Source organism: Allobosea spartocytisi (assembly GCF_014764685.1).
Classification (GTDB): Bacteria; Pseudomonadota; Alphaproteobacteria; order Rhizobiales; family Beijerinckiaceae; genus Allobosea; species Allobosea spartocytisi.
On record NZ_JACXWY010000028.1, the window covers coordinates 1 to 24,145 of the forward strand.

The following is a 24,145-nucleotide window of genomic DNA, read 5'->3' on the forward strand; positions in this document are numbered from 1 at the left end:
GGCAGCAAAGGCCCAATCAACGCCCATTCCTCGTCCGTCAGACCGATCCGCTCGCCCAAGGCTTCCTCCAAAAAGAAGCCTTGAATCAATCCGCGTGTCTCAGGTCAAGCTTTGTCCACGAGGCCTAAATCGGCGCTGCTCCACATCACGGTTGTACAATGGTTTGTGTCGAAATGCGTTTTCGCGTCCGCAAATTTTTGCTGCTCGCAAAGGTAGATCACGGGCTTGCCCAAACCTTCAGCATAGCCGGATTCCCAATAGGCGCCTGCATTTTCATGTGTAAGATCGGCCAAAATAAATGCGGAGTCCCGGATTTTCTCACGAAGTAGGTTGTCGATAACTCCGGCGCGCGCCACATCGCGTAGATCTATAACGCCGTAGCCAGTTGCTGCTTTGATGGACGGCCGAATAGTTTCCTTTAAAAGCGTTTCCAACTCGGGATCGTTAAATTTCATTGCCATGAAACCATAGCTACCGACAATATGTCCTCTTTTTTCTTTCTCGTAGATTTCCCAAACCTTGAGGGTAAGCGAGGCGCCATCAATTAGAATTTGAGTGCCGCCCCTAGTCGCTCGAACATTGGACCAGAGCCGCCAAAGGCCGCGGTCCGACATTTCGCCCTTGATTTGGCGCCAGGCGAGGGGACCCGTGCAGCCGACGCGCGACACAATGGCGGGATCGATTATAGGGAACGGTGTGCCCGTTTCGCTTTCATGGTCCCCGATCAGACGAATGAGATTCACCATTTGCGCGGGGGGATTTGGGGTCCGAAGGTCCGGTATCAGCCGCTGAATGAGATCGGACGTCAGGACTGATAGAGCACCGTCATTGCGAGACGTCGCGAGTCGATGCGACAGCGCCCAGCGCTGCATGGGCGTCCATTGTACAGCGCCATCGAAATATCCAGCTTCCGCTGAGCCGGTGAGGATGAATTTGCCGCAAGCTTCACAATCATAGCCAGCCGCATCGCGCCCCGTCTGGAACTTGGAACAAAGAGCATCGCTATCGCTAAGGTAGATTGGGCAATTTATCATAGGGCCGTGCTTCGCGTTGGAGCAGTTGAGTAAGCCGTAGTCGACTTCTTCATAGCAAGTGACAATCGCTGAAGAGAATCATATGTGCGCCCCCGCTATTTCATCGCCGGTGTATAAGGCAACTGTCGAGCGGTACGACCTTGAAATTCTTAAGGCGCCCGGCGATTTCACGTTAGTTATGGCGACCTTGCCATGACTAAAGACTGCGACATCATGATTGGTGATGTCGTCTATAACGCGCTCTATCGGTTGGTTGAGACCTGGCGCCACAACACCCCGCACTTGGCGCACCTGTATTCACTTGCTGAGCTTATGGCTGTTCGTAGAAGGGAGGCGGACGACCGCCTTGAGGCTGCCTTTAGGAAGGAAGCTGGCAAGGGTGGCATGAGCCGGCAGCCTCATTCGCCCGAGTTCCTTGAAGCTTGGCACGCGCACTATGGAGAGGAAGGGGCGGCAATTTCGGGCCAATACCTTTATCCCGGCCTGCTCCTTGTTTTTGCTTCGAATGCTCTGAAGCGCTTTCGTGACGATATGGATGCATCGGGAGACGAGTGGAGAAGCGGGATCCTGTATGGTGGGCATTCGGTCGGTGAGTTGATCGCCGCTGCTGCTAACGGATTTCGTCACGAGGATGAATGGTCGAAGGTTCGTACGCCATCGTCTCGACAAAGGCAGTCGCAAGCAGTCCTTACCTCAGCGCTTGGGGATCCTATCGATGGCGAGTGAGGCCCGCTTGGCCGGTGCCCGCAGGTGTTGAAGTTCCTATCAGGCGACGAGGGCTTTGAGGGCTTCTCTGCGTCCGTGCTGCAGTTTGCGCACGCTGTCGCCGCTAGCCGCCGTTCCCGGCAAGCTCCCGTCGCTCAGACAGACGAGACTTCACGCTGAGCGTCATTCAAACGCTCGCGGGCAGTTGCGTGGCTCCGCTCGTAATCGATCTGTGCCTATGTCGCCAATTTAGCGAGCAGAGCGCCGTATCCGATCAGCAGAATGGCAGCGAGCACTCCGCCGGCTGCGAATACCCATGGCGGCGAGCCATGGTGCATATGCGGCACCCTCTCGAGGACCGCCCGAGACAACGCACAGCGTTCATCCACGAACGCGCGCACTTCCGCCTGCCGGCGTTCTATGCGGGCGATTTCAGCTTGTAGATTCATGTTGGAACTCTCCCGCTTGCTCCTTTGAATCAAGGCCCGGCTTATGGTTTGGCGACAGGGGCACGCAGCGCATGCTCCCAGAACTCCTCGCCATGGTCGCGGTAGATTTCCTCGATATTAGAGAGATCAGCATTTTGCCCATCAATAGCGAAAAGAGCTCCCGACACGACCTCCTGAGCCGCATCAGCAAGACGGAAAAGCTCATTGTAGGTAGGCATGGCGATAAGCACTTCCTCCATGAAGCTGTGCGCCAGCACCTTGTTACGCATATCATGGAGGCGGCGGATACCACGCCTGCCTTTGGGATCTCTGCGCACGGCATCATACGCCGCGATGGCATCTGCGGCCGCCTTGCGGCAGGCGGCTTCTTGCTGATCGGCAAGCCGCGGCATGTGCGGAATCCACTCTCTCGCTTCTCGTCCTAAAGCGTCCTGGCAGCGTTTTTGTCGCAGCAGCCTGACGATGAGAGGGATTGAGGCGAGATCGCGCTGATTGGGTTTGAAACGTTTCGCCCCTTCATCGAAAAGCCGAGCCAAGGACATGGCTAGATTAAAGCTGAGACTCTGAACGACGACATTATAGGTGTGAGCGCCGGGGCGCTTAACACCCGGCGTCGCCTTTACAGTGGCATTGGCAGTCTCAAGCGCGGCCTCGGTCGCCAACACCATGTCTAGGTCAGCGTGAATGGCCTTCAGCATTGCGCCCAGGCGACGCACGGCTTCGGAGCGCGTGATAACCGCGCGCTTCTTCCGTTTTTTCGGTTTTGGTAGAGTGGATGCGCTCTTGCTCAAGGTAGCACCAAACCCAAGCGTAGGCCGTTTAATGGTCGACCGGATTGATCGCCGTGTTCGCGACGCATATTTGATGGATATTTGATGTCCTGGGGGGAAATCAAGCTAAGTGCCTGATTTTATTGGCGCGCCCGACACGATTCGAACGTGTGACCTTTGCCTTCGGAGCAATTTAGCCTGCCTATCCTAAATGCACGACAGGGCACGCTACAATGCGATATGTAACTGAAGATACTAGACAATTCGTATTTCCGCGCCGAACTGTCTATCCAGAATTTCGCTCCGATATCCATCCGGTTGCTTCCGTGGTGCTTCCGCGGAAGCAGCCCCTCACTAGCGAGGGGAACACCTCATGGCAAAGCTGACCAAGCGGATCGTGGACGCTGCCGATGTTCGCGAGAAGGACTATTTTATCTGGGACGACGAACTGCCCGGTTTCGGCCTCCGCGTGTTCGCCTCCGGCAAGCGCAGCTACCTCATCCAATATCGCGCTGTTGGACGCACGCGACGCTACACCATCGGCCTGCATGGCGTGTGGACGCCGGAGACAGCCCGGCAAGAAGCGAAGGTCCAACTCGGGCGCGTCGCGCGCGGCGACAACCCTTCCGAAGAACGTCAGCTCGATCACAAGGCCATCACGGTCAAGGAGCTTTGCGCCCTCTATACCGCTGATCTGAACGCGGGCCTCATTCTGGGTAAGGGCGGGCGACCGAAAAAGCCCACCACCATCGTCACCGACACTGGCCGTATCGAGCGGCACATCATCCCGCTGATCGGCGCGCGCCGGGTCAAGGATCTCACCAAGGCCGACATCAACAAGGTCTTGAAGGACATCATGGCCGGCAAGACGCGCGTCGCCGTCAAGACGAAAAAGCTGCGAGGAAAGGCCATTGTTCGTGGTGGCGCGGGCACCGCCACGCGCACCGTCGGCCTATTGGGCGGAATCCTCACCTACGCTGTCGATGCTGGGATTATAGAGGTCAATCCGGCGCACGGCATCAAGAAGCCCAAGGACAATGTTCGGAATCGTAGGCTGACCGAGGCGGAGTATCGCACCCTCGGGCAAATGCTTCGCGATGCCGCGGCGAACGAAAAATACGCCATGACCGTGGACATCATCCGGCAGATCGCGCTCACCGGCTGCCGCCGCTCGGAAATGATCTCGCTAATGTGGATCGAAGCTGACACCGACGCGAGCTGCATGCGCCTGGTGGACAGCAAGGAAGGTGAGTCCATTCGTCCAATCGGATTGCCCGTCGTCGAGTATCTGGAGGAACGGCGCAAGACCGCAGCGGGCACCTATGTCTTCCCAGGTCAGGGCGAGGACCATGCGTTCGGCAGCTTCCCGAACCATTGGGAACAGATTTTCAGCGACAGTCCGCTCGCCGGCGTCACCCCGCATGTCCTGCGTCACAGCTTTGCCAGCATCGCCAACGATCTCGGTTTCACCGAGGTGACCATCGCGGCGCTCGTCGGCCACTCCAAGGGCTCGGTGACGAGCAAATACATTCACACGCTCGACACTGCGCTCATCATGGCCGCCGACACGATCTCCGGTTACATCCAAGGGCTACTCGAGGGGATCGAATTCAAACAGACGGCCTACGCATTGGATCGTGATTCTCGTCGAGCTGCGCTTGACCTCTTCCTGACCAAAGCGGTTGGAGAGCCGGGGAACGAAGCCGAGGACGAGGAGCGTCGCTTGGCAGCTTGAGGCTTGCGATCAGCCACTGGTCGGCGAGCAATTCATCGCCGCCCACGATGCAGTCGAAAAAGCTTTTTGAAGAAATCGACGATCTTCGGTTTGGCGCCATCGGCGACCAGGTCATTTGCTCCGAACCGGCAGACCATCCTGACACTCCTGCACACCGAGCGCAGCCGTAGCGGCGCGTTGTCTCGTTCGACCGCTTGATCGCCCGCTGCCGCATTGGCTCCGCCAGCATTGGAGACTTTCTGAGGCAGGAACGTCTCGCAGAGGGGGCATCTGACGCAATCGCCTCACGCCCCCGTTGCGCGCAATTTAGGGCACATATACTTCAAGGATCGGGGCGGAAGGCGCCACCGCTTCGGCCCGACGCTTGGCAACGCGCTTCGCCGCATCGCGGACAAGTGCAAGCTTGCGCCTGTCCTTGTCCACGCATGCCAGAATTTGGTCATCAGTTGCGGCGTCGATCTGTTCGGGCTCACAGAGCTGCGCGGCGGCCAAGCGGCAATAGTCGCCCCGCAGCAAATCGGCTCCAGCGAATTGGGCGAGGTCGACGGCGGCGCTGGGCACGCCATATGTCAACCGGATCGCCAGACGTCTCACACGGTCACCGAGATCGAGCGTGGGGTGCAGGATCTCGGCGACGCGAGCCGCGACCGGCATCAGATCGCAAGTCCGCGCTGCGACCGCGCGTATGGGGCCGGCGGCGCCGCCAAACGCACCACCGAACTGCGTCAGCACGCGCTCGATCTCGCTCATGGCACGACCGGACACGAACAAAAGACAAGCGACCGCCTTCTTCGCACGCAGGGTCGCCTGATGATCTTCTGTTGTCCCGCGCTGAAGCGCGTTCAGGACGTGCCACGGCACATTCTGCCTCTGCAGCTCGTTGGGCCATAGCTGAGGCTCTTTCTGCGTGCTTTTTCGGTTGATCGGAAAAAGGAGTTGATCGACCTCGACCGTCGTTTGAGCTGCGGCAATCAGGACGGGATCGCTGATTTCTTGGGGCTGAAGCGAGCCGAGGCAATCTACGAGCGCGACGATGGACCCGACCTCTGCCGCGCTTTCGCCAGCGAGACGGCCCAGCTTGGTCAATTCATACGCGCCTGTAGCGTTCTTCTGCACCAGGCCGTGGCGTTCCAAATCCGCTAGGGCCGAAAGCAGATCCGGCCGGCTCCACTGCCACGCGCTATGGGCGCGCCGGGCTTGGAACGCGCCGAAGCTCGATTCCAGAAATTCGACAATCTCCTCGCTCGGCACGCCTTCGCCGGCCGCTCGTTGTGCCGCGACTAGGACGCGGATAATCAGGGAGCGTGGGTCGGTTGTACCGTCGAGGAAGCGGGACACCAAGTCTTCCGGCTCCGCGGTCACGTATCGCGACCACAGATCATGCTCGGCGCGCGGATCGAGCGCCAGCAGATACGAAGCTCCCTTCTCGGCGAAGCCAAGCCTTCCCGCGCGACCGACTAGGTTCTTGTATTCGGCTACCGAATAGGGCTCGTCGCCGGGATGATTCAAGCCGGCGATGATGACCGATGACGCGGGCGTGTTCACGCCCATCGCCAGCGTCGTCGTGGCTGCGATGACGCGCAGGCCCGAGCCGCTACGGCGAAATTCTTCCTCGATGACGCGCCGCTCTTCGCGGTCGAGATCCGAGTTGTGGAAAGCGACGCCGCGCCCCAGCGCGCTCCGCAAGTCGGCGCTGGCCTGCGAGGGATCGCCGCCGGGCATCTGCGTCAGCGCCTCGGCAGCCGGAGGCAATCCGAGCGACTCTGCGAGATAGTTGGCGCAGCCGCGGGCTTCGCCCTTGGTTTCGCGAAACACGATCACCTGCTGGCCTTCGGCCACAAGCTTGCGCACCAGCGGGATGATCCAATCCTGGCTGGATCCTTTGCCGCCGACAAGACGCCGAACGAGCGGCCCCTCAACCTGCTCATTGCCATTCTCCGGGTCAAGAAAGCGGAAATGCCCGGTGCCGAGCAACAAGCCCTCCTCAAGCGGAACGGGCCGCTCCGTGCGCCGCAAGAGCCGCGCGCCGAGCCATTGCTCAAGGCCGTTCGTGTCCCCGATCACAGCCGAAAGCGCGATCAGTTGGGGCTCGATCCCCTCACGCCGGCGCATCCGGATGAGCGTCAAAATGAACTCCAGATTCGCGCCGCGGCCACGGTCGGCGATCATCTGCGCTTCGTCGATCACGATCGCGCCGACCTGCGCCAGCACATGAGGGAATGTCAGCGCGATCGCGGCGAACTTCTCATAGGTCAGGAGACCGACATCGTATTGGCCCCGCAGCAGAGGCGCGATGTCGTCCGTCTCGCCCGTCGCTTCCACCGTGCGGACCCCGAAACCGCCATAGACGCTCTCGAAGTGCCGCCGCTTGTCTGCCACAAGGGCCTTAAGCGGCAGCAGAAACAAAGCCCGTTTGCGATCCAGCACGTTCCGGAGCGCCGCGAGCTCGCCCACCATCGTCTTGCCCGAGGATGTCGGGGCCGACACCACCAGGTTCTCGCCGTCCAGCACGCCGAAGTCGGTGATGGCGGAGATCTGAAGCGCATTCAAGGACGGGATCGCTCCAGCCCAGGCGGTGACAAGCGCGTCGGGGAAACCGGCCGACGAGAGGCTGGCAAGATCGGACGTCACCTTGGCAGGCAGACGCGCCGGGAAGGCCGCCCGATACTTAGCGCCCGGCACGAACACGGGCCACGCGACATCGCCGTCGATGCTCCCGCGCATGGTCGGGTTCTGCTCTTTGCCGCCCTGCAGCGCGGCCGCCCGGACGCGGCTCGTGACATGCTCGAGGAGGCGGTAGAGCGAGAGCTTGCCGCCGCTCACGACTTCCTCGGCGCCACATAGCGCCTCAAGCAGAAAGTGGGTCAGAAAGCCGTGCCCGAACCGGCGGTGCTCATAGGCGGGCTCGGTCGCCGCGGAGGCGGTGAAGATGATCCGACCAGCGCCGCCAAGCTGAGCCAGGCGCGCTTCGGCGGACAAAAGGCTGCGCGGCTTCGCATCGACGTGCAGAACCTTCGCCCCAATGCCGCCGGAAAAACAACAGTCGAGGAACAGGATCAGGCGCTTTGCCGGTATCCGCGAGAACCATTCCTGCAACAGCTCGAGCGGGATCGCGGAGCCGGCGAGATCATCTGGATTCGCGTCGTGGGTGACGAGCTCATGTGTCTCCGACCCATGGCCGGAGAACGCGATCACCACCGTATCCTCGGGGCCGCAGCCGGCCAGGTCGGCAAATGCGTCCTCAATCCGCTGCCGCGTGGCCTCCGCATCTGCCAGCAAGACTGTGCTGCCGCCCAGCGTGTCGAAGAACAGTGCCTCCAGCGCCGTCGCGTCGCGACGCGCGCAGGTCAGCTCATCAATGCCGGTCGAGCTATAACGGTCGATGCCGATGAACAGGCCGCGAAACGGCATGAGGCACCACGCTACGCCCGAACGACGCCGACGGAGAACGCGGCTCGTGGCTTCTCAGCCTTCTCCAGCACGACCGGCGCGAACGTGTCTTTCCGCGCGACCTGCTTGTTGCCCACCTTCTCGAACCAGACACACCAGACGGCATCCTCCTCCAGCATGGCCGTCTTCCCGACCTGCTCGACCGTCATGATCGGCCCGCCTGACTTCACCCGCACAAGATCGCCGGGCTTGAATTCGGTAGCATCCATTCTCCACGCTCCTTCTCGATGCCTATCTGTCCTCGCCAGGCACCGGAGGAGGTCGCAAGAAGCTCGCCCACGTCCCCACCACCATGAGTGGAGACGCGCACGTGCTAGGAGATCGCCCCATGCCTAACATCAATATATGGTGTGTCGGTCATTCCTTGCACAAGGATTTCGGCGAAGACCGTGTAAGCTCCTGATAGATGTTCTTGATTTGTCTCTTAGGGCTGCGCTGCGTTCCGAAGCGGGATAGCCCGACGGCAACCTGCCGTCGGGCCTATCGTCACGATCTGCCAGATAGCCAACGCCAGGCGCGGCGCCAGAAGCCGGGAGCCGCCTTGACGGGAGCGGGCTGAACGGCAAGTTCGATCGCTGGCGTCTGCCCGTAGAAGCGCGCTTTGGCAGCGCGGTCACGACGACGCTCGGCTTCGACCTGCTCGTCACTCCAGGGGCCGGCCTCGATCACCTTGCTGCGGTCGATCACATAGTGTGACCGGCATTTCAGCGTCCAATTGCCGATCGACGGCCGAAGGGAGACGGTCTCGCCATCGAACGTCATCTTCCAGTCCGTCGGCGTGAAGGGGGCGACGACCTCCTCGCCGCAACCGCAGCAGCAGCTGTGGGCTGATGTGGCATATTCCATCGAAACATAGAGAATGCCTGCCTCAAGGCGCTCAGGGATGTGTTCGACGAAACGATGTTCGAGTCGCTTGTGCCGTATCACGCGAGATCCCCGTTGATCAGCATGTTGCCGTCGGTGGTGTAGGTGCAGTGATGCTCGCGCTCGAGGTCGCGGTAGAAGCCGCGAATCTTCTTCCACTTGACGACCGCGAGGACAGCATTCAGGGCGTTGAGATCCGCGACCTGGATGTTGGAGGCGTAGATGTCCTTGGCGCCGCCGCCGACGAAGGAAATGCGCTGCCGCGCGTGATCGCGCTTCTCCGGCGTACTGGCGGTGACGCGCAGGATGCCGCCCAGCGACCCCTCGTCGAGCTCGAGCCCCATGCCAACATCGACGAACGCGGCGCCGATCGCCTCGAGCTTCTCTACGATCAGCCGCTTAGCGTCACCCGCATCGAGGGACAGGAACGCGAAGGTGACGCCGTCGAGAAGGTGAATGTTGTCGACGCCGAGCGCGACATCGTGCGCCACGATGTTCCGGTGCATCCGGCTGTAGATGCGCTTCAGGTATTCGACCTTCTTGGGCGCTTCCCGCAATTCCTCCAGGCTCGGAGCGCCCGGCGCGCGAAACGCGTTATGGGTCAGGAACTCGTCGCTGTCGAACAGCCGGATTTCCCGGACAGGCGTCTTGGCGACGAAATCCAGGATGTAGCCGCCGGTCCCCCCGACGCCGATGATGGCGACCCGCTCGTTGACGAGTCGCTCGGTCAGGACGCCGATCCCGACACGGTCGGAGGCGGTCTCGACATAGTTGAAGACGCTGTCCTCCTCCTCTTCCGGTTCGCGGAAGGTGCGAGGCGTCGCGCCGGACTTCAGCACTGCGGCCGGGCCCGCGAGGATATTCGCGTAGCTCGTCATCTTGTGGTGGTAGTCCGAGTAGCCGCCGTCTGGCTTGCTGGAGAAGCTGTGCGTCGCCTTCAGGCCGTGGCCGAGATCGAAGGCGCCGGCCGCATGCGAGATGCCCTGGATGGGCCTGCCGTCGGCGTGGCACGGGAAATCGCCGTCCCAGTGGATGACATGGGTGTCGGGCGGGCGCGTCTGATCTCCGGCCAGCGTGAGGCTGGAGATGAGGGTGCCGATGCGCACCTCCCGGCGCGCATCGACATACGGCACCTCGCGCATAACGAGATACCCGCCCTGCTGCTGGACGAAGTAGCCTTCGTCCCGCAGCCGCTTGAGGTCCGGATTACGACTGAACAGTGCGCGTGACATTGAACACCGTGCCCTTCTTCTTGACGTCGACGGAGCCGCCAACCCCGAGCTCACCGGCGGGCGGCGTCGACGCCGCGTGCCGATAGGTCATCGAGAAGACGACGTTGGGTTCGTGCTGGCCCGGGAAGGCGAGCTGGACGATCTGTTCGAACGTCACCGTGCGGGCGTTCACCGTGCGCGGCCGCGAATTGACGATGATCTCGAACGTCAGCCGCGCGGTGATGAACCGCTCGATGCCGGGCTGGACCAGATCGATCAGCTCGCCATGCTCGATCAGGCGATCTTCACCGCCGGGAACCTCGAGGAAGACGGCCTCCCCCTCGCCGGGCTTGGCGAGGCCGTAGAGCACCGTGCCGCTGATGACCGGCTTGCCCCAGAGCAGCTCGTGGTCGTTGAGGGTCAGCTTGAAGTCGCGGTCGGTCTGGAAGGCGATGAACCGCTCGGCGCCGCGCTCACGCAGGTCGAACGGCTCGTTGAGCCTCACATCCTCGAAATCGCCCGAGGGCAGGATCGCGATGAGGCTGTAACCGTCCCGCGGGTCGAGTGCCGCGGCTTCCAGCAACTGGCGGCCGAGCGGCACGGGATCGCTCACCACACGGGACTGGAAGTTGAGATCGCCCTGCGCGAGGAGAAAGCGATACCCCCGCGCCGGACGCAACGCCCGGCCTTCGCGCAGGGCGTTGCCGAGATCGTCGTAATCAAGAAGTTCTTCGGTGTTCATAAGATTGGGTCCTTAGGTTCGGCCGAGGCAGCGCCGCGGCTCTAAGGGTCCAATCGGAGCGAGGGAGGCCGACCGGTAAGGTCAGACGAACTTTTTTTGCAAGGGGCCGTCGGGGGTCTGCCCGCAGATGAAGAAGGCCGGGCAGTTCGGGCAGGTGCGCGACGAAACCTCGGCCGGAAACCGTCCGGCGCGGATGTCGCCGAGAAACTTTGCGAGCTTGTCCTTGCGCCCCTTCAGCTCCCGATCGGACAAGGCAAGCGCATGTGCCTCGCCGTCGGAAAGATGGACGAGCTCTGCGACCGCGCCGGGAAAGGACTGCCTGACCGCCAGCATCAGCGCCGCCGCGCCGACATCCTTGCCCTCGGCCGACCGCATGTGACCCGTGCGAATGCGGCGCACGGCGCGGATGCCGTCCGGCCGCACCAGCACCTCGTCCGGCCGAACGATGATCTCCTCGCCGCCGAAACTGAGGCTGAGCGCGACCGGCGCTTCGGGGACTGCTTCGGCGCGGTTCGCCAGGAAGAAGCGCAGCATTGCCAGCGCCAGATCGCGGAATTCCGCGCGATAGCCGTGCTCGCCGAGCCCCTCGCCGGCGAGCGCCGCATCGATGCGATCTTGCAGCGCCTGCTCGGACACGGGTCCATCCGACGCGATCACCGCCTCGACCACCACGCGAACCGCCTCATGCAGATGCATGAAGGCGGTCGCGGTTCGCCGGCCGCCGACCTGCAGGACATGCGTGTAGAAGAAGCGACGCGGGCAGGATTCATAAAGAGCGATCTGCGGGGCGCCTAACCGCAGCCGTCCGTCGACCACCAAATCGATATCCCGAGCTTCCGCGGCCACGGGAAGCGGCCGTGCCGGCACGAGCGAACGGCGTGTTAAGGTCGCCCCGAGACGGTCGAGGAATGGCGAAAGCGGTCGGTTGTGGCCGTTACTCTTCTCGGTCGGCGCATAAAGGATCAGGCGATCGCGGGCGCGCGACTGCGCCACGTAAAATAGGCACTCCTGCTCCTCGGCCTGACCTGCGCGGAACGCCTCCAGCGCACTGCCCTCCGCCCCCGCGATCATCCCGTCGGGCGCCGGACAGGGCGGCGCCGGCGGCGTGCGTGGGATCGTGTCGCTGTTAAGCCCAGGAATATGGACGCCACCGAACTCTAGGCCCTTGGCGCCATGGATGGTCATCAGCCGCACGGCGTCGAGATGCTGGGCGGCCGCCGGCAATTGGCGCAGGTCGCGGTCGTCGCCGAGCCGCACGAGCCTGCGCACACGATCGAGCAGGCGCGTGATGGGCAGCCCGCGTCCGGCCGGTTGTACCCGCACAAAGTTGAGGAATTGCCAGATCGCGATGCCCCGTGTGCGGTCGGCGAGATCCTCCGACGCGCCCAGGCGCGCGGCGATGCGTGTGCGATCGAGCAACAGCGTCGCGAGCACGGTCCAGGGCGAGGCCGTCTGATCGAAACCATCGAGCGCAGTCGCGAGCTTGGCAACGGTCTGCCGCCCCCTGTCGCTCAAACCGGGGATCGCCTCGCCATGCCGCAGCCAGCCCGCCGGCGCGTGCTCGGCCGCCCGCAGATGGTCGAAGACCGCGACCACATCGGCAAAGGAGGTGGCGAAGTCTCGCCAGCAGGCAATGCGCACCAGGCCCATGGCGCGCCGATCGACCAGGATCGAGAGGAGAGCCAGGAGATCCTTGACCTCACCCCGCTCGAACAGACTTCCCAGGAAGAGGACCGGCACGCCGAGCCGTTCCAGGTCCTGCCCGATCGTCGACAGCTTTTCGTTGCCGGTGCACAGGACCGCCTGGTCACGATAGGCGTAGCCGTCACGCCGCAGCTCCTCGATAGCGTCGGCCAGGGCGACCTGCTGCTGCTCGGCGCGCTGGACCGTGCGCAACTCGGGCCTATGTCCATTGGCGTCGCGGTCCGCGTCGAGGCCACTATCCGCATCGCCGGCGCGCATCGTGATCGCGAAACTGGAGAAGCTGGCGACAATCTCCGGCACCGAACGATAATTACGCTTCAATCGACCGCGATTGCCACCGGCGAAGTCCTCCTTGCCGAACCGGGTTATGTTGAAGGATGAGGCACCGCGAAACCGGTAGATCGACTGCTTGGCGTCGCCGACCATCCAGAGATTGCGGCCGTCGGGCCGCAGTGCGCTCAGCAGCCGCACGCTGCTGCGGTTCACGTCCTGATACTCATCCACCAGGACATGATCATATTGCGCCTGCAGCGCCGCGCAGATGGCCGCCTCCTTTTCGAGCAGTTGCACCGGCAAGGCGACAAGATCGCCGAAGTCGATGCAATGCGCGTTGCGCTTGAGCTGTTCGTAGGCCGCGTAGACGCGGGCAACCTCGCCGGCGCGTTCCGCCGCCTCGCGCGCATCCGAGTCCTGGGCTTTCGCCTGCATGGCGTCGGCGAGCGCGGCGTAGGTTTCGGCGTCGACCACCTCATCCTTCGCCCGCGATACGGCGGCCAACATGTCGGCAATGATCTGGGTCGGATCGTAAAGATTGCGGTAGTACGCGAGCCTAAGCCGCGGGAACTCCCCCTCGAGGAGTTCGACCGCTTCGGTCCGGTCCATCATCCGCGGGTCCTTCGGCAGGCCGAGCTCCGCATGGAAACGACGGATGATATCGAGGCCGAAGGCATGGAACGTGCCGATCCACATCGCGGCCGCAGCCTCGGGCCGCTTGCGCGCGATCCGCTCGGCCATCTCGCCCGCTGCCTTGTTCGAAAAGGTCAACAGCAGTATGCGCCGTGGATCGACGCCCTCGCCTAGAAGGCCCTCGACGCGCGCGATCAGCGTCTGCGTCTTGCCGGTGCCAGGCCCCGCCTCAAGCAGATAGGCTTCGCCGCGATGCGCCGCAGCGGCCGCTTGCAGCGGATTGAGCGGCCGTTCGACATGCGCCGCAGTCGCGGCGGGAGGCACGGGCGGCAGCAGCAAAGCATCGAACAACTGCTGCGCGACGACCTCGAACGGCGCGCCGAGCTTCGCGGCGATGGCGGACGCGGCGAGCCCTTGGTCGACATGGAGCGCCCGCGCGACGGTGCGCGGAAGCAGCAGTTCGCGCGCGAACAGGTCCATCTGGACTTCGCGGCGTTGCCGGCGTCCATAATCGACAACCCGATCCATTCCGACTGGTGAGGGCTCGGCCGGGCGTGCCGGATCAATCATCGGCGCCGCTTCGCCACCAGGATCGTCGCCCAGCTCGACATGGCCGATCTCATGCGCCACGAGGAAAGCTTGCTCGAACGGAGAGCCCATATTCTCGTGAAGAATCAGATCGTCGGCGGCGACGAAAGTCGCGCGGCCGCCATTGAGGACGGCTGCGCCGGCGGCAGTCCGTTCGACATCAATCCCCCGCCGCTTGGCCTCGGCGACAGCAAAGTCATAGGGCGACCAGGGATCGGCGCCGGATGCAACGAGGCGAGCGTGAAGCTCGGCGGCGACTTGCCTGGCGAGCTCCATACTGTCCATGTCAGTCCGCCTCCGCCAACAGCCGGGCGCGCTTCTCGGCCGGGACGCCGGCATCGATCAGCACTTGCTCGAAGGTGACCTGCTCGCCGGCCACCGGTTTGCTGTCGGCCTTATAGCTGCGCGCGACAATCAGGTGCGCTGGCCCCCAGGACGACTCCAACTGTGCGACAGAGCTGCGCATCGCATCCGCCAATATCGCCAGGAAGCGTCGCGGGATACTGACGAGAGAGACCCGCCGTTCGCGCAGTGCGGTCACGACCTGCCGGGGCACGTCCAGACGCTGCGCGACGGCGCGCCAGTCATCGACCGTCAGCGCCGCGAAAGGGTCGGCTGCTGCCGCCGGCATAACCTTCGCGTGTTGCGACCAGGCAGCGTCGATCAGCGCCCGATCGGTAGCAGAGAGGGGTGCGGCATCTTCATAAGCCTCGCGGCTGAGTTCGCGCGAGAGGTCGATGAGCTCCCCGGCATATTCCGGGTATAGCCGCAGATAGCGTTCCAAGGTCGACCGGCCAGGCTCGCTCTCGACCGCGAACGCGTCGAGCACGGCCTCGCGGGATGGACGTCCGCCGCCGGGGCTCACCGCTCGTCTCCGTCGGCCATGGCAGCTCGCAGGGCGGCGAAGGCCTTGTCGCGGTAGGTTCGGACGGTCTTTTCGGAGCGGCCCAAAGCCTTGGCGATGGTCATGACGTCCGGCTCCTTGGAGTCGATGGGGAAGCCCTGTCTCAACATGTGAATGATCCTGCTTTGTTCTGTCGGTAGAGCTTCAATCGCTGCATCCAGGCGCGACCGGTAAGACGGGTCGTCGAAATCCGACACGGCGAAGGGATCGTGGGTCCCTGCGGCCGCCTCGACCTCCGGTGACAGTTCTCCGCTCTCCTCGTCATATTCGAGGGGCTGGGAACGGTTTTCGTCGCGCCAGGCCTTTTCCTGCGCATCGCGCCGCAGGCTCGCTAGCGCGCCATCGAAGCGCACCTCGAAGTAGTCGACCTTTTCGTCGTAGGCGGCGCGGTCCGCCGAAAAGAGCTCGACGAACCGGCCGAACACCTTGTCGCGCACGACCCCGCGCGTCAGCGATTCCGTCTTTCCATCGGAGCTTTCCGCCCTGGGCAAACTGCGCAGCACCCGTTCGGTCAAGATCCGATAGAGGCGCTCGAACCACACCTCGTTGTTGTCGCGACGGCTCGCGCGAATGAAGTAAACGAGACATTCGCTCGGGACGTAGCCCGGGTCCGAGCGCTTGGTGATTTCCGCCCTGGCGATCAAGCCATCACGCGGCAGGACTGCCAATTCGGCGATGAGGGCTTCTATCTTCGGGTCGCGCTCGTAGAGTTCGCCGCTGAGGCGGCGTTTGCGCAGCGGGGTTACGATCGCTTCGCCCGCGCCACGCGCGTCTGCCTTTTGCCCGGTGTCGAAAGCTCCCTCCAACTGGTTCATCGCGCGGCCCCGCCTCCCGTATCGCCCTTCTTGTTGAGACGCGTCTCGAGCGAGCCGATGCTGTCGAGCACCGCCTCGAAATCCGGTGGATCGCCAAAGATCATGCCCTGCATGGCCCTGTAGTCGACGCGCAGTTGCTCGATCATCGCGTCATGCGGGGCGAGTGCAAACGAGCCAGGCGCAGCGCTCGCGAGATCGAAGTCCGGTCGATTGAAGAACATCCGGGCGTGCGCGACGCAATCCGCACCGAGCGCCGGATCAGCGATGGCGGCGGCGCCGACGCGGGCCGCGGCGAGCTGGTGCAGGTCATAATAGTGACGGGAAACGCGTTGGCCGCCCCCGCGCAGCTCGCCGCGCTTGTCGAACCAGCGCCGCAGCCCATGGAGGATGACAACCTTGTCCCAGAAGGTACGTTCCGGATCGACCGTGCGGACGGCCGGCACGGTCAGGTCGAGCGCCGGCAGATCATCATCGACATAGGGTTTGATCGGCACTTCGCTGTTCGGATCGAGCGCGGATTTCGCGCCCGACTCGATCTTGATCGCTGCCCGCACATAATCCGATCGCGGCGTCGCCGCGGGATACCAGATCAGAAGCGTCTGCCCGTCGGGATCAGCGTCATCGGCTTCCACTCGGGCCGCGCCGGCATCGAGGCCGGCAGCCTGAAGCCGGTCCTGCAGGATCTGCGTCAACTCAGCCCGCAGCGGGCCGTTGATGTAGGCTTGGCAGGCGTCCTTGATCGCATCGAGGCGCGCCCGGCGCTTTTTGCTACTCAGCGCTTCGAGCTCCTCGATGGTCGCCGGCTCGCCGATGTCGTCCCGAAACACCGTGACATCAATGTCTTCGGAGAAGCGATTGATCAAACCAAACCCTTTGGACAGGGAGGTTCCACCTTTGAAGAGGAGGCGGGGTCCGCCCTCTTTCAAGCCATTGAACAAGGCATCCAGCGTCCAGCAGACCCAGAAGTCCTTCTCGATATTCTGAGACGCCGTGCCGAGGCGTAGCGCCGTCGTATCGAAGGCGCTCAACATCGCGTCCGACCCGGCCGCGAGAACCTCGTCGAAAGCCGGATTCATGTCTTCACCGCCCGGGCTGCACCGCGCTTGGCAGTTTGTGCCTTCTGCGGGGAGAGCGGCTTTCGCTTGGGCCGGGCGACGGCAGCATGACGCTGATCATCGGCATCGTCCGCCGTTCTTTGTTGATGACGATCATGATCAGCATCATCACGATCATCATCGACGTGCCGACGACGAACGCCGGCGTCGCTTTCAACGAGCGGCTTGAGAAACACCCACATCCATGTCGGAAGAGCTGTCATACCGGCAGTGAGATCCGCTTTGAGGGGCGGTCCCACCGTGGGATCTTCGAAAAGATTGGCGAGCTTGCGCCTAACCTGATCACTTTCTCCTTCACGAACCAGGAGATCGCGCAGCCAGTGAAGCGCTTGGACGACGCGCATCGCTGGTCGTCCGGCCCAGAATAGCTTGCTGGCCGCGGTTGGACGGAAGGTGATCGTTACGTTGCCGAGCTTGATCGCGCGGCGCCGAGCGTCGGTGTGCACCACGATTTTGGCGGGGACGGCGTCAGTTAGGCCCAGATCGTTCGCCGCGGTCATGCCGTCGACAAGCATCCGGGTTTGGTCACGTCGCCCGACGGCGTCGATGACTGAGCGCGGATCAGGCGGATTGGGTTTCTGGGTGAGTTTGTTGAAGCCAGGCTGATCGTAGAGCCCACGATCAATCCGCCTAAGGATTTCGACCTTCGTCAGCCGCTGCAACGCCTTATCGACCGCGTCCCGCGAGGCGAGATCGACGAAGTCACTGGGCGTCCAGACCTTGCGTGGCGCATCCGCACGGATGCGCTCGAGCATGGCTTTCTTCAGATCGGGCGAGTCGGTGTTCATGTCCGAAAATTGTAGTCCTTTTTCGGACGCGAACCAAGTGGATTGTCCGAAATAAATATACAAATTTCGGACAATCTAAATAGGTAGGCCGCCCACCTGAGAATGGCTCCTTCGGCCGTATGCAACTTTGCCGACCGTCCTGGCGAGCCAGCTCGGTAGCTGGGGCGCGACCGCGACGAGTTCGCCGAACGTGGAAGACGGCAACTTGCGCTTCAACGTCATCAAGGCGGCTTCTGCCTTTTCCGGCCCCAGCCAGGCGAGCGCTCGCACCGCCTGTCCGGCGGGCCGATCGGCCAGCGCCAACTGCCAGCGCGGCGCATGCCGCAGCTCGACGACCTGCTGGCCCAGATTCATCGTCCGGCTACGGCCCGATGTCAGATAGACCGACCGGACCGGCACCTGTGTCGTGAGGCCGAGCGCGTTAGCGGCCGCGGCACCGTTCGACACGATGGTTTCGCCGCGCTGGAGCGCGAGGGCTTCGACGGCCTTCTCGACGGAGGGCGCGCGGACGCCGAACCGACTCGAAACCGGGCGCAGATAGACGCCGCGCCCGGCACGCATCAGCCGGCCACGTTCAGCCAGTCGCGACAAGGCTTGATCCACCGCGGCGCGATTGCCGAGATGGAGCAGGCTCTTCGCCGCGATCGGAGCGCCCTCGGGCAAGCCCTCGGTGTGCGCCAGAATCTGTTCGGTCAGTCGTTGCACGGCACTTCTCCTGTCAGAAATATATGCGGTTTTCTGACAGTTTTCAATCTCCCCCAAACCGACTGGAAGGGCCAGCGATTGAGAGGGGGCCTGGAGGGGAAAGCCTTCCCCTGCGGCCGAGCCCAGGGTCTCGGCCGACCCCTTCTGCGGGGAGACCCCGCAACGCCCTCATTAGAGTGAGAGTGTGGACCGGATTTCCGTGACGGGTTGAGGGTCGGGAGAGAGTCTTCCGGCGCCCGTCATGGAGTTTGATCCCATGAACATGCAGGTTCTCGATGCCCGGCGCGACGTGAGTGGCGGCTGGAAGGTGGACATCAACCGCGGCGAGCGCATCGGTCGGGTTTCCTCGGAGTGGTTCTCGCGACCCGACGACGAGCGCTATCTCTCGCTCGCCGAACTCGGCCGGACCGTCCGCGAGCGCACCGAGCGCAGCCGAACGCGCGTTGTCGAATCCGCGCTTATCCATGTCGAAGCCAGCCGCACCGATCCCGAACGGCTTGCCCTGATCCTACCAGGCGCCGACAAGCCCATCGCTCCGACGCACTGGAGTTTCGGTCAGCTCGCGAGCCAGGTCGGCGCGCCGGCCGCCTATCTGCGGCAGCTCCCCGCCGCGCTCGCCGGCATCAACCTGCAATATGGGCTGACCGCCCACCGCGCCGAGCAGATCAAGACCCTCGAGACCGACGACGGCCGCGTCGAGCTGCGCGCCGTGACCGGCCCCGACTACGGCCGGATCTACGACCACGAGCTGGTCGAAGCCGTGCAGCGCATCGCCGGCAACGGCACCGGCGACACCCGTTGGAAAGTGCCCGGTGTCCTCGACTGGTCGACCGGCGTCTATAATCCGCGCGTCGACATCACCAAGGACACCACGACGCTCTACGCTTCCGATCGCGACGTCTTCCTTTTCCTCGTCGACGATCTGAATCCGATCGAAGCCGGCAAGCTCGCGGATGGATCGCCCGATCTCTATTTCAGGGGCTTCTATGCCTGGAACAGCGAAGTGGGCGCCAAGACCCTTGGTATCGCGTCCTTCTATCTCAGGGCCGTGTGCCAGAATCGCAATTTGTGGGGCGTCGAAGATTTCGAGGAGATCTCCATCCGCCATTCCAAATACGCCGCTTCGCGCTTCGCCCATGAGGCGGCGCCGGCCTTGCTCAGCTTCGCGGACTCCTCACCGCAGCCGTTCATCACCGGCATCAAGGCGGCGCGCGAACGCATCGTCGCGCACAAGGACGAAGAGCGCACCGAATTCCTGCGCCGCCGCGGCTTCTCGAAAGCCGAGACGGGCAAAATCATCGACGCGGTGCTGGCCGAGGAAGGCCGCCCGCCGGAAAGCATCTTCGATTTCGTCCAGGGCATCACCGCCGTCGCGCGCGACAAGCCCCACCAGGACGCGCGGCTCGAGCTCGAAGGCAAGGCCAAGAAGCTGCTCGATCGCGCCGCCTGATCCCCGCAATGCCGGAGATGCGGTTGTCCGTGTCTCCGGCTTTGCGTCCCCTAGCCATACTGTTTCCGGGCTGTCTTGTGGCCCAGATCCAGGTCACCTATTCAGTGGTGCGGCATGGAGCACAATCGCCAAACGAGCGACTGGATACAGAATGCTAGAGCAGGCGCCTGCGGAATATTACATCGATGAAAGCGGCAATACCGGCGACCTGAGCACGGTCAAAATCGACTCCTACTTCGTCGAACAGCGCATGTTCGCCTTGGCTGCATTCGGCTGCACGCTCGACCAGGACTTCACCGATAAATTGGGCGCACTAAAAAAGGCGCACCGCATCCAGTCGTCGGAGCTCAAATCAAAACAGGCTTATGACAAGCCGCGCTTCATCTTTGATCTTCTGGACCTCCTTGAGACGCGCCGCGCCCCAATCTTTATCGAGCTTGTCGACAAGCACTTCTTCGTTGTCGTGAACATCATCGAGCGAATGGTGGTGCCCTATGTGGGGGAATGTGACACTCAACCTGGCGCCCTTTGGATGAAGGGCGTTATGGCGAACTACATGGCGCTATATGCACCTCCCGAGCTGGCTCACGCCTTTGCCGCATGTTGCCAAAGCAGAGACCACGCGGAAATACGCGAACTTTACAAGCAAATAATTCGGTGGGCGCAGGGAAGCGGAGTTCCGCCTACTGACGTGGCGGCGGGGATCATCCGTTTTGCGCGCGACAGCTTGAAGGACTTCCGCAAGCTGCCGAAAGCCAAGGCCGTCGAGCGGGCATTACCGATTCCCGACAAGAATCCCGCCGGGAAGCTGCTCTGGGTTCTGCCGAACCTGACATCGTTCACCAACATCTACGCCCGGATCAATCGCTTCGCGCGAAAGCAGGTTTCCGGCGTGACGCTGTTCCACGACGAGCAATTGCAGTTCGGAGACATTCTTCTGCACAACAAGAAGCTCGCAGAGGACCTGGCGCAGCTTGGCGTGAAATTGCCCCTGCAGACGGCCGACTTCGAATTCTCGCAGGCGGCCGACCTGCAATTCCAGCGATCGCACGATTCTATCGGCATTCAGGTCGCCGACGTCCTCGCCGGTTTCATCGCGCGATATGTACAGGACGCTGTGTGGGGCGGCGCCCCCATGCATCCTGACAAGGTAGCGATTTTCCGCCGCCTCGTCGCAACAGGCGACCGCAGCTTGGGTTCGGGTGTCAACTTCGTCGCGCCCGACAACATGATCCGCTTCCTCGGCATCGAACCGCGCTCGAATTTCTAGGGCGGCATCAAGCCGTCATGGGCGAATACGAAGGACTGGCGCGGGATCATCGCCGGTTCTGGCAGTGACCTTACCGATGGCGTTTGATGGTGTCGCTGCCCTCCTAGAGTGAGAGGGCGGTGCTTCGCTTCGTGACGGGTTTAGGGTCGAGAGAGAGGCTTTCGGCGCCCGTCGCGGAGTAAGTCTCATGGCAACTGCCATTCAGAAGATCACCCTGTCGTCGGCGCAGGACATCCCCTTCAACAAGCTGGTGCTGAGCCAGTCGAACGTCCGCCGCGTCAAGGCTGGCGTCTCGATCGACGAGCTGGCCGAGTCGATCACCCGGCGCGGTCTCATCCAGTCCCTCCACGTCCGGCCGGTGCTCGATGCCGACGGCCAGGAAACCGGCATGTACGAAGTGCCGGCGGGCGGGCGTCGCTTCCGCGCGCTGCAGCTCCTCGTCAAGCAGAAGCGCCTCACCAAGACCTCCAAGGTGCCGTGCGTGGTGTCGGACGCCAATGCCGACATCCTCGTCGACGAGGTGTCGCTGGCCGAGAATATCGAACGCGCCCCGCTGCATCCTCTCGACCAGTTCCGCGCGTTCCAGGCGATGCGCGAGAAGGGCATGACCGAGGAGGCGATTGCGGCTGCATTCTTCGCGTCCGTCCAGGTCGTGAAGCAGCGGCTTCGCCTCGCGGCCGTCTCGCCGTCATTGCTCGATATCTATGCCGAGGACGGCATCACGCTCGAACAGCTCATGGCCTTCACCGTCACCAACGATCATGCGCGTCAGGAGCAGGTCTGGGAGTCGGTTCGCAATAGCTGGCAGAGGGAACCCTACCAGATCCGGCGCATGCTGACCGAGACCGCCGTCCGCGCATCCGACAAGCGGGCCGTATTCGTCGGCATCGATGCCTATGAAACCAACGGCGGCTGCGTGCTGCGCGATCTCTTCCAGGATGACGACGGCGGCTGGCTGCAGGATCCTGCGCTGCTCGATCGCCTGGTCGCCGACAAGCTGAAAGCCTCCGCCGAAGCGATCGCCGGCGAAGGCTGGAAATGGATCGAGGTGGCGATGAGCTTCCCCTATGGCGCCACCCACGGCCTGCGCGAGATCGTGGGCACGCCGCTCGACCTGACGGCTGACGAACAGGCGACCATCGAGGCGCTCAACGCCGAGTGCGCCAAGCTGGAGGCCGAATATGAGAACGCCGACGAGTTGCCGGACGAGATCGATCAGCGCCTTGGCGAAATCGAAACCGCGCTCGCCAGCTTCGACGAGCGGCCGGTCCACTACGAACCCGCCGACATCGCGATCGCCGGGGTCTTCGTCAGCCTGGACGCCGACGGCACGCTGTCGATCGACCGCGGCTATGTCCGACCCGAGGACGAGATCGCCAACCAGGCGGGCGATGGCGAGGGTGAAGAGCAGGATGGCGGCGACGATGACGCTGACTATCCGGCGTCGCCTTCGGTCCAGCGCGCGGTCATCACCATCTGCGGCAAACCTGCCGAGCCCGAGGAGGAGGACGAGGACGACACGATCAAGCCGCTCCCCGATCGACTGATCACGGAGCTGACCGCCGATCGCACCCTCGCGCTCCGCGACAAGCTCGCCACCGATCCCTCGGTCGCCTTCGTCGCCGTCCTGCACAAGTTCTGCCAGGACGTGTTCTACGGCGGCAGCCAGTACGGCTTCGCGATGGAGGTCAGCGTGCGGGGCACGACCTTCCATTCGCAGCCCGAAGGGCTTCGTGACAGCGTCTATGCCAAGGCGATCGAGGCCCGGCACGATAGCTGGCGCAAACGGCTCCCGGCCAAAGTCGCTGATCTCTGGGATGGGCTGGCCGCACTGACTGGCCCCGAACAGGCCGAACTCTTCGCCCATTGCGCTTCGTTCGGCGTCAATGCGCTTTATGAGCGGGCCGATCGCTACGGTGGCCGTGTCTCGGCGCATAGTGTCGAACAGCGCATCGCCGAAGCCGATCGCCTGTCGCTGGCGGTCGGGCTCGACATGGCCGAAGCCGGGTGGCGGCCGACCGTCGCCAACTATCTCGGCCGCGTCACCAAGCCCCGCATCCTCGAAGCGGTGCGTGAAGGCGCCGGCGAGCGCGCCGCCCAACTCATCGCACATCTGAAGAAGGGCGACATGGCGACCGAAGCCGAACGTCTCCTCGCCGAGACGGGCTGGCTGCCCGAACCGCTGCGCAATTCCGGCGCCGATGCCGAAAGCACCGAGGCGGACTCTGGCGAGGGCGACGAGGCGTTGCCGGACTTCCTCGACGGCGATGACGAGGAGACCAACACCGATGATGAGGAGGAACGGCACCTCGCCGCCGCGGAGTGACGGCGGTCCTCATCTGACTTGACGAGCCCGGCGTCCCTTCGGGGGCGTCGGGCTTTTTTCATGCGCGCCGATCGAGAGGGAGAGTTTGGCCCGGACGTGGCGAGCCGGACATGGAGGAGAGAGCGCCTGCCGGCTCTCCCGTTCCCTGCTCTCCGGGAGTGGCCTCATGGCCGACTATTTCACCCATTTCTCATGCCTGCTCGATGTCGGCACGCCCGAGACCGCAGCCCGCGCGCTCGATCTCTACAACCAACTGTCCGAGGACGGAGCATCCGAGGAACCGCCGTCCGATGGCTTCCTCCTGTCCATCCAGCCCGAGCATGGCGGCTCCAAACTCTGGATGCGCGACGATGTCACCGGCGATCCCGAACGGCTGATCCAGTTCGTCATACGCTGCGCCGCCGAATTCCACCTCACCGGCCGATGGGGCTTTCAGTACGCCAACACCTGCTCCCGGCCGCGTCTCGATGGCTTCGGTGGCGGCGCGCATGTCCTCGATCTCGCGACCGGCGAAACTGTGGCGTGGATCTATACCAACGGTTGGCTCGCCGAGGTGATCGATGGCGGCGATGGTGCCTGACATCATCGAGACCATTGTCTGTCGCTTGATGGCG

20 protein-coding genes are annotated in these 24,145 nt (G+C 63.2%); 6 read left to right on the top strand and 14 right to left on the bottom strand.

The genetic code is table 11. The features are described 5' to 3' along the window. Positions 1-104: 104 nt before the first annotated feature. Entirely contained in the window at positions 105-872 is a 768-nt protein-coding gene (locus IED13_RS25405) for a TIR domain-containing protein (protein WP_191125838.1), read from the bottom strand. Between the two features lie 354 nt (positions 873-1,226). Here IED13_RS25405 and IED13_RS25410 point away from each other — a divergent pair, with 354 nt between their 5' ends. Further along, a complete protein-coding gene (locus IED13_RS25410) occupies positions 1,227-1,760 on the top strand; it encodes a hypothetical protein (RefSeq protein WP_191125839.1) in 534 nt (177 codons plus the stop codon). 215 nt (positions 1,761-1,975) lie between these two features. Here IED13_RS25410 and IED13_RS25415 read toward each other — a convergent pair whose 3' ends face one another. Both IED13_RS25415 and IED13_RS25420 read right to left on the bottom strand, forming a co-directional pair. Next, complete coding sequence (locus IED13_RS25415) at positions 1,976-2,188, bottom strand: hypothetical protein (RefSeq protein WP_191125840.1); 213 nt, start codon at positions 2,186-2,188, stop codon at positions 1,976-1,978. A 41-nt stretch (positions 2,189-2,229) separates the two neighbouring features. Continuing rightward, entirely contained in the window at positions 2,230-2,979 is a 750-nt protein-coding gene (locus tag IED13_RS25420) for an AbiU2 domain-containing protein (protein WP_191125841.1), read from the bottom strand. Between the two features lie 352 nt (positions 2,980-3,331). Here IED13_RS25420 and IED13_RS25425 point away from each other — a divergent pair, with 352 nt between their 5' ends. Continuing rightward, complete coding sequence (locus tag IED13_RS25425; RefSeq protein WP_006023603.1) at positions 3,332-4,693, top strand: tyrosine-type recombinase/integrase; 1,362 nt, start codon at positions 3,332-3,334, stop codon at positions 4,691-4,693. Positions 4,694-4,999: 306 nt separating this feature from the next. On the opposite strand, the gene IED13_RS25430 is transcribed toward IED13_RS25425, so the two are convergent. The 11 genes from IED13_RS25430 to IED13_RS25480 form a co-directional block, all read right to left on the bottom strand. Then, complete coding sequence (locus IED13_RS25430; protein ID WP_006023604.1) at positions 5,000-8,104, bottom strand: DEAD/DEAH box helicase; 3,105 nt, start codon at positions 8,102-8,104, stop codon at positions 5,000-5,002. Between the two features lie 11 nt (positions 8,105-8,115). After that, positions 8,116-8,352: a DUF2158 domain-containing protein gene (locus tag IED13_RS25435; RefSeq protein WP_006023605.1), complete on the bottom strand. Its 237-nt coding sequence runs from the start codon at positions 8,350-8,352 to the stop codon at positions 8,116-8,118. 277 nt (positions 8,353-8,629) lie between these two features. Further along, positions 8,630-9,166 (bottom strand): ubiquitination-like system serine protease family protein, encoded by a 537-nt coding sequence (locus IED13_RS25440; RefSeq protein ID WP_465248652.1) that lies wholly within the window; start codon positions 9,164-9,166, stop codon positions 8,630-8,632. Then, positions 9,067-10,239, bottom strand: coding sequence for a ThiF family adenylyltransferase (locus IED13_RS25445; RefSeq protein WP_006023607.1), 1,173 nt, complete (start codon positions 10,237-10,239; stop codon positions 9,067-9,069). The genes IED13_RS25440 and IED13_RS25445 overlap by 100 nt, the downstream gene beginning before the upstream one ends. Then, entirely contained in the window at positions 10,214-10,960 is a 747-nt protein-coding gene (locus IED13_RS25450) for a multiubiquitin domain-containing protein (protein WP_006023608.1), read from the bottom strand. Before IED13_RS25450 ends, IED13_RS25445 begins: the two co-directional genes overlap by 26 nt. 81 nt (positions 10,961-11,041) lie before the next feature. After that, complete coding sequence (locus tag IED13_RS25455; RefSeq protein WP_191125842.1) at positions 11,042-14,443, bottom strand: UvrD-helicase domain-containing protein; 3,402 nt, start codon at positions 14,441-14,443, stop codon at positions 11,042-11,044. Position 14,444: 1 nt separating this feature from the next. Continuing rightward, a complete protein-coding gene (locus IED13_RS25460; protein ID WP_006023610.1) occupies positions 14,445-15,023 on the bottom strand; it encodes a hypothetical protein in 579 nt (192 codons plus the stop codon). After that, on the bottom strand, positions 15,020-15,877 hold the full coding sequence (locus IED13_RS25465; RefSeq protein ID WP_006023611.1) for a response regulator transcription factor: 858 nt from the start codon (positions 15,875-15,877) through the stop codon (positions 15,020-15,022). The genes IED13_RS25460 and IED13_RS25465 overlap by 4 nt, the downstream gene beginning before the upstream one ends. Beyond that, entirely contained in the window at positions 15,874-16,953 is a 1,080-nt protein-coding gene (locus tag IED13_RS25470) for a nucleotidyl transferase AbiEii/AbiGii toxin family protein (protein WP_006023612.1), read from the bottom strand. Before IED13_RS25470 ends, IED13_RS25465 begins: the two co-directional genes overlap by 4 nt. Next, positions 16,950-17,780 carry a DUF6088 family protein gene (locus tag IED13_RS25475; RefSeq protein ID WP_006023613.1) on the bottom strand — a complete coding sequence of 277 codons (831 nt, stop codon included), beginning with the start codon at positions 17,778-17,780 and terminating at the stop codon, positions 16,950-16,952. The genes IED13_RS25470 and IED13_RS25475 overlap by 4 nt, the downstream gene beginning before the upstream one ends. Positions 17,781-17,855: 75 nt before the next feature. After that, entirely contained in the window at positions 17,856-18,485 is a 630-nt protein-coding gene (locus IED13_RS25480; protein WP_006023614.1) for a DUF6088 family protein, read from the bottom strand. 256 nt (positions 18,486-18,741) lie between these two features. On the opposite strand from IED13_RS25480, the gene IED13_RS25485 reads away from it, so the two are divergent. The 4 genes from IED13_RS25485 to IED13_RS25500 all read left to right on the top strand — a co-directional run bounded on the left by IED13_RS25485 (position 18,742) and on the right by IED13_RS25500 (position 24,111). Then, complete coding sequence (locus IED13_RS25485) at positions 18,742-19,935, top strand: hypothetical protein (protein ID WP_024338475.1); 1,194 nt, start codon at positions 18,742-18,744, stop codon at positions 19,933-19,935. A gap of 151 nt (positions 19,936-20,086) precedes the next feature. Then, positions 20,087-21,205 (top strand): DUF3800 domain-containing protein, encoded by a 1,119-nt coding sequence (locus IED13_RS25490; protein WP_006022621.1) that lies wholly within the window; start codon positions 20,087-20,089, stop codon positions 21,203-21,205. Positions 21,206-21,392: 187 nt separating this feature from the next. Further along, the gene (locus IED13_RS25495) at positions 21,393-23,531 is read left to right on the top strand and encodes a ParB/RepB/Spo0J family partition protein (RefSeq protein WP_006022620.1); all 2,139 of its coding nucleotides are present in this window, start codon (positions 21,393-21,395) and stop codon (positions 23,529-23,531) included. Between the two features lie 166 nt (positions 23,532-23,697). Beyond that, positions 23,698-24,111, top strand: coding sequence for a hypothetical protein (locus IED13_RS25500; RefSeq protein ID WP_006022619.1), 414 nt, complete (start codon positions 23,698-23,700; stop codon positions 24,109-24,111). Positions 24,112-24,145: the final 34 nt, after the last annotated feature.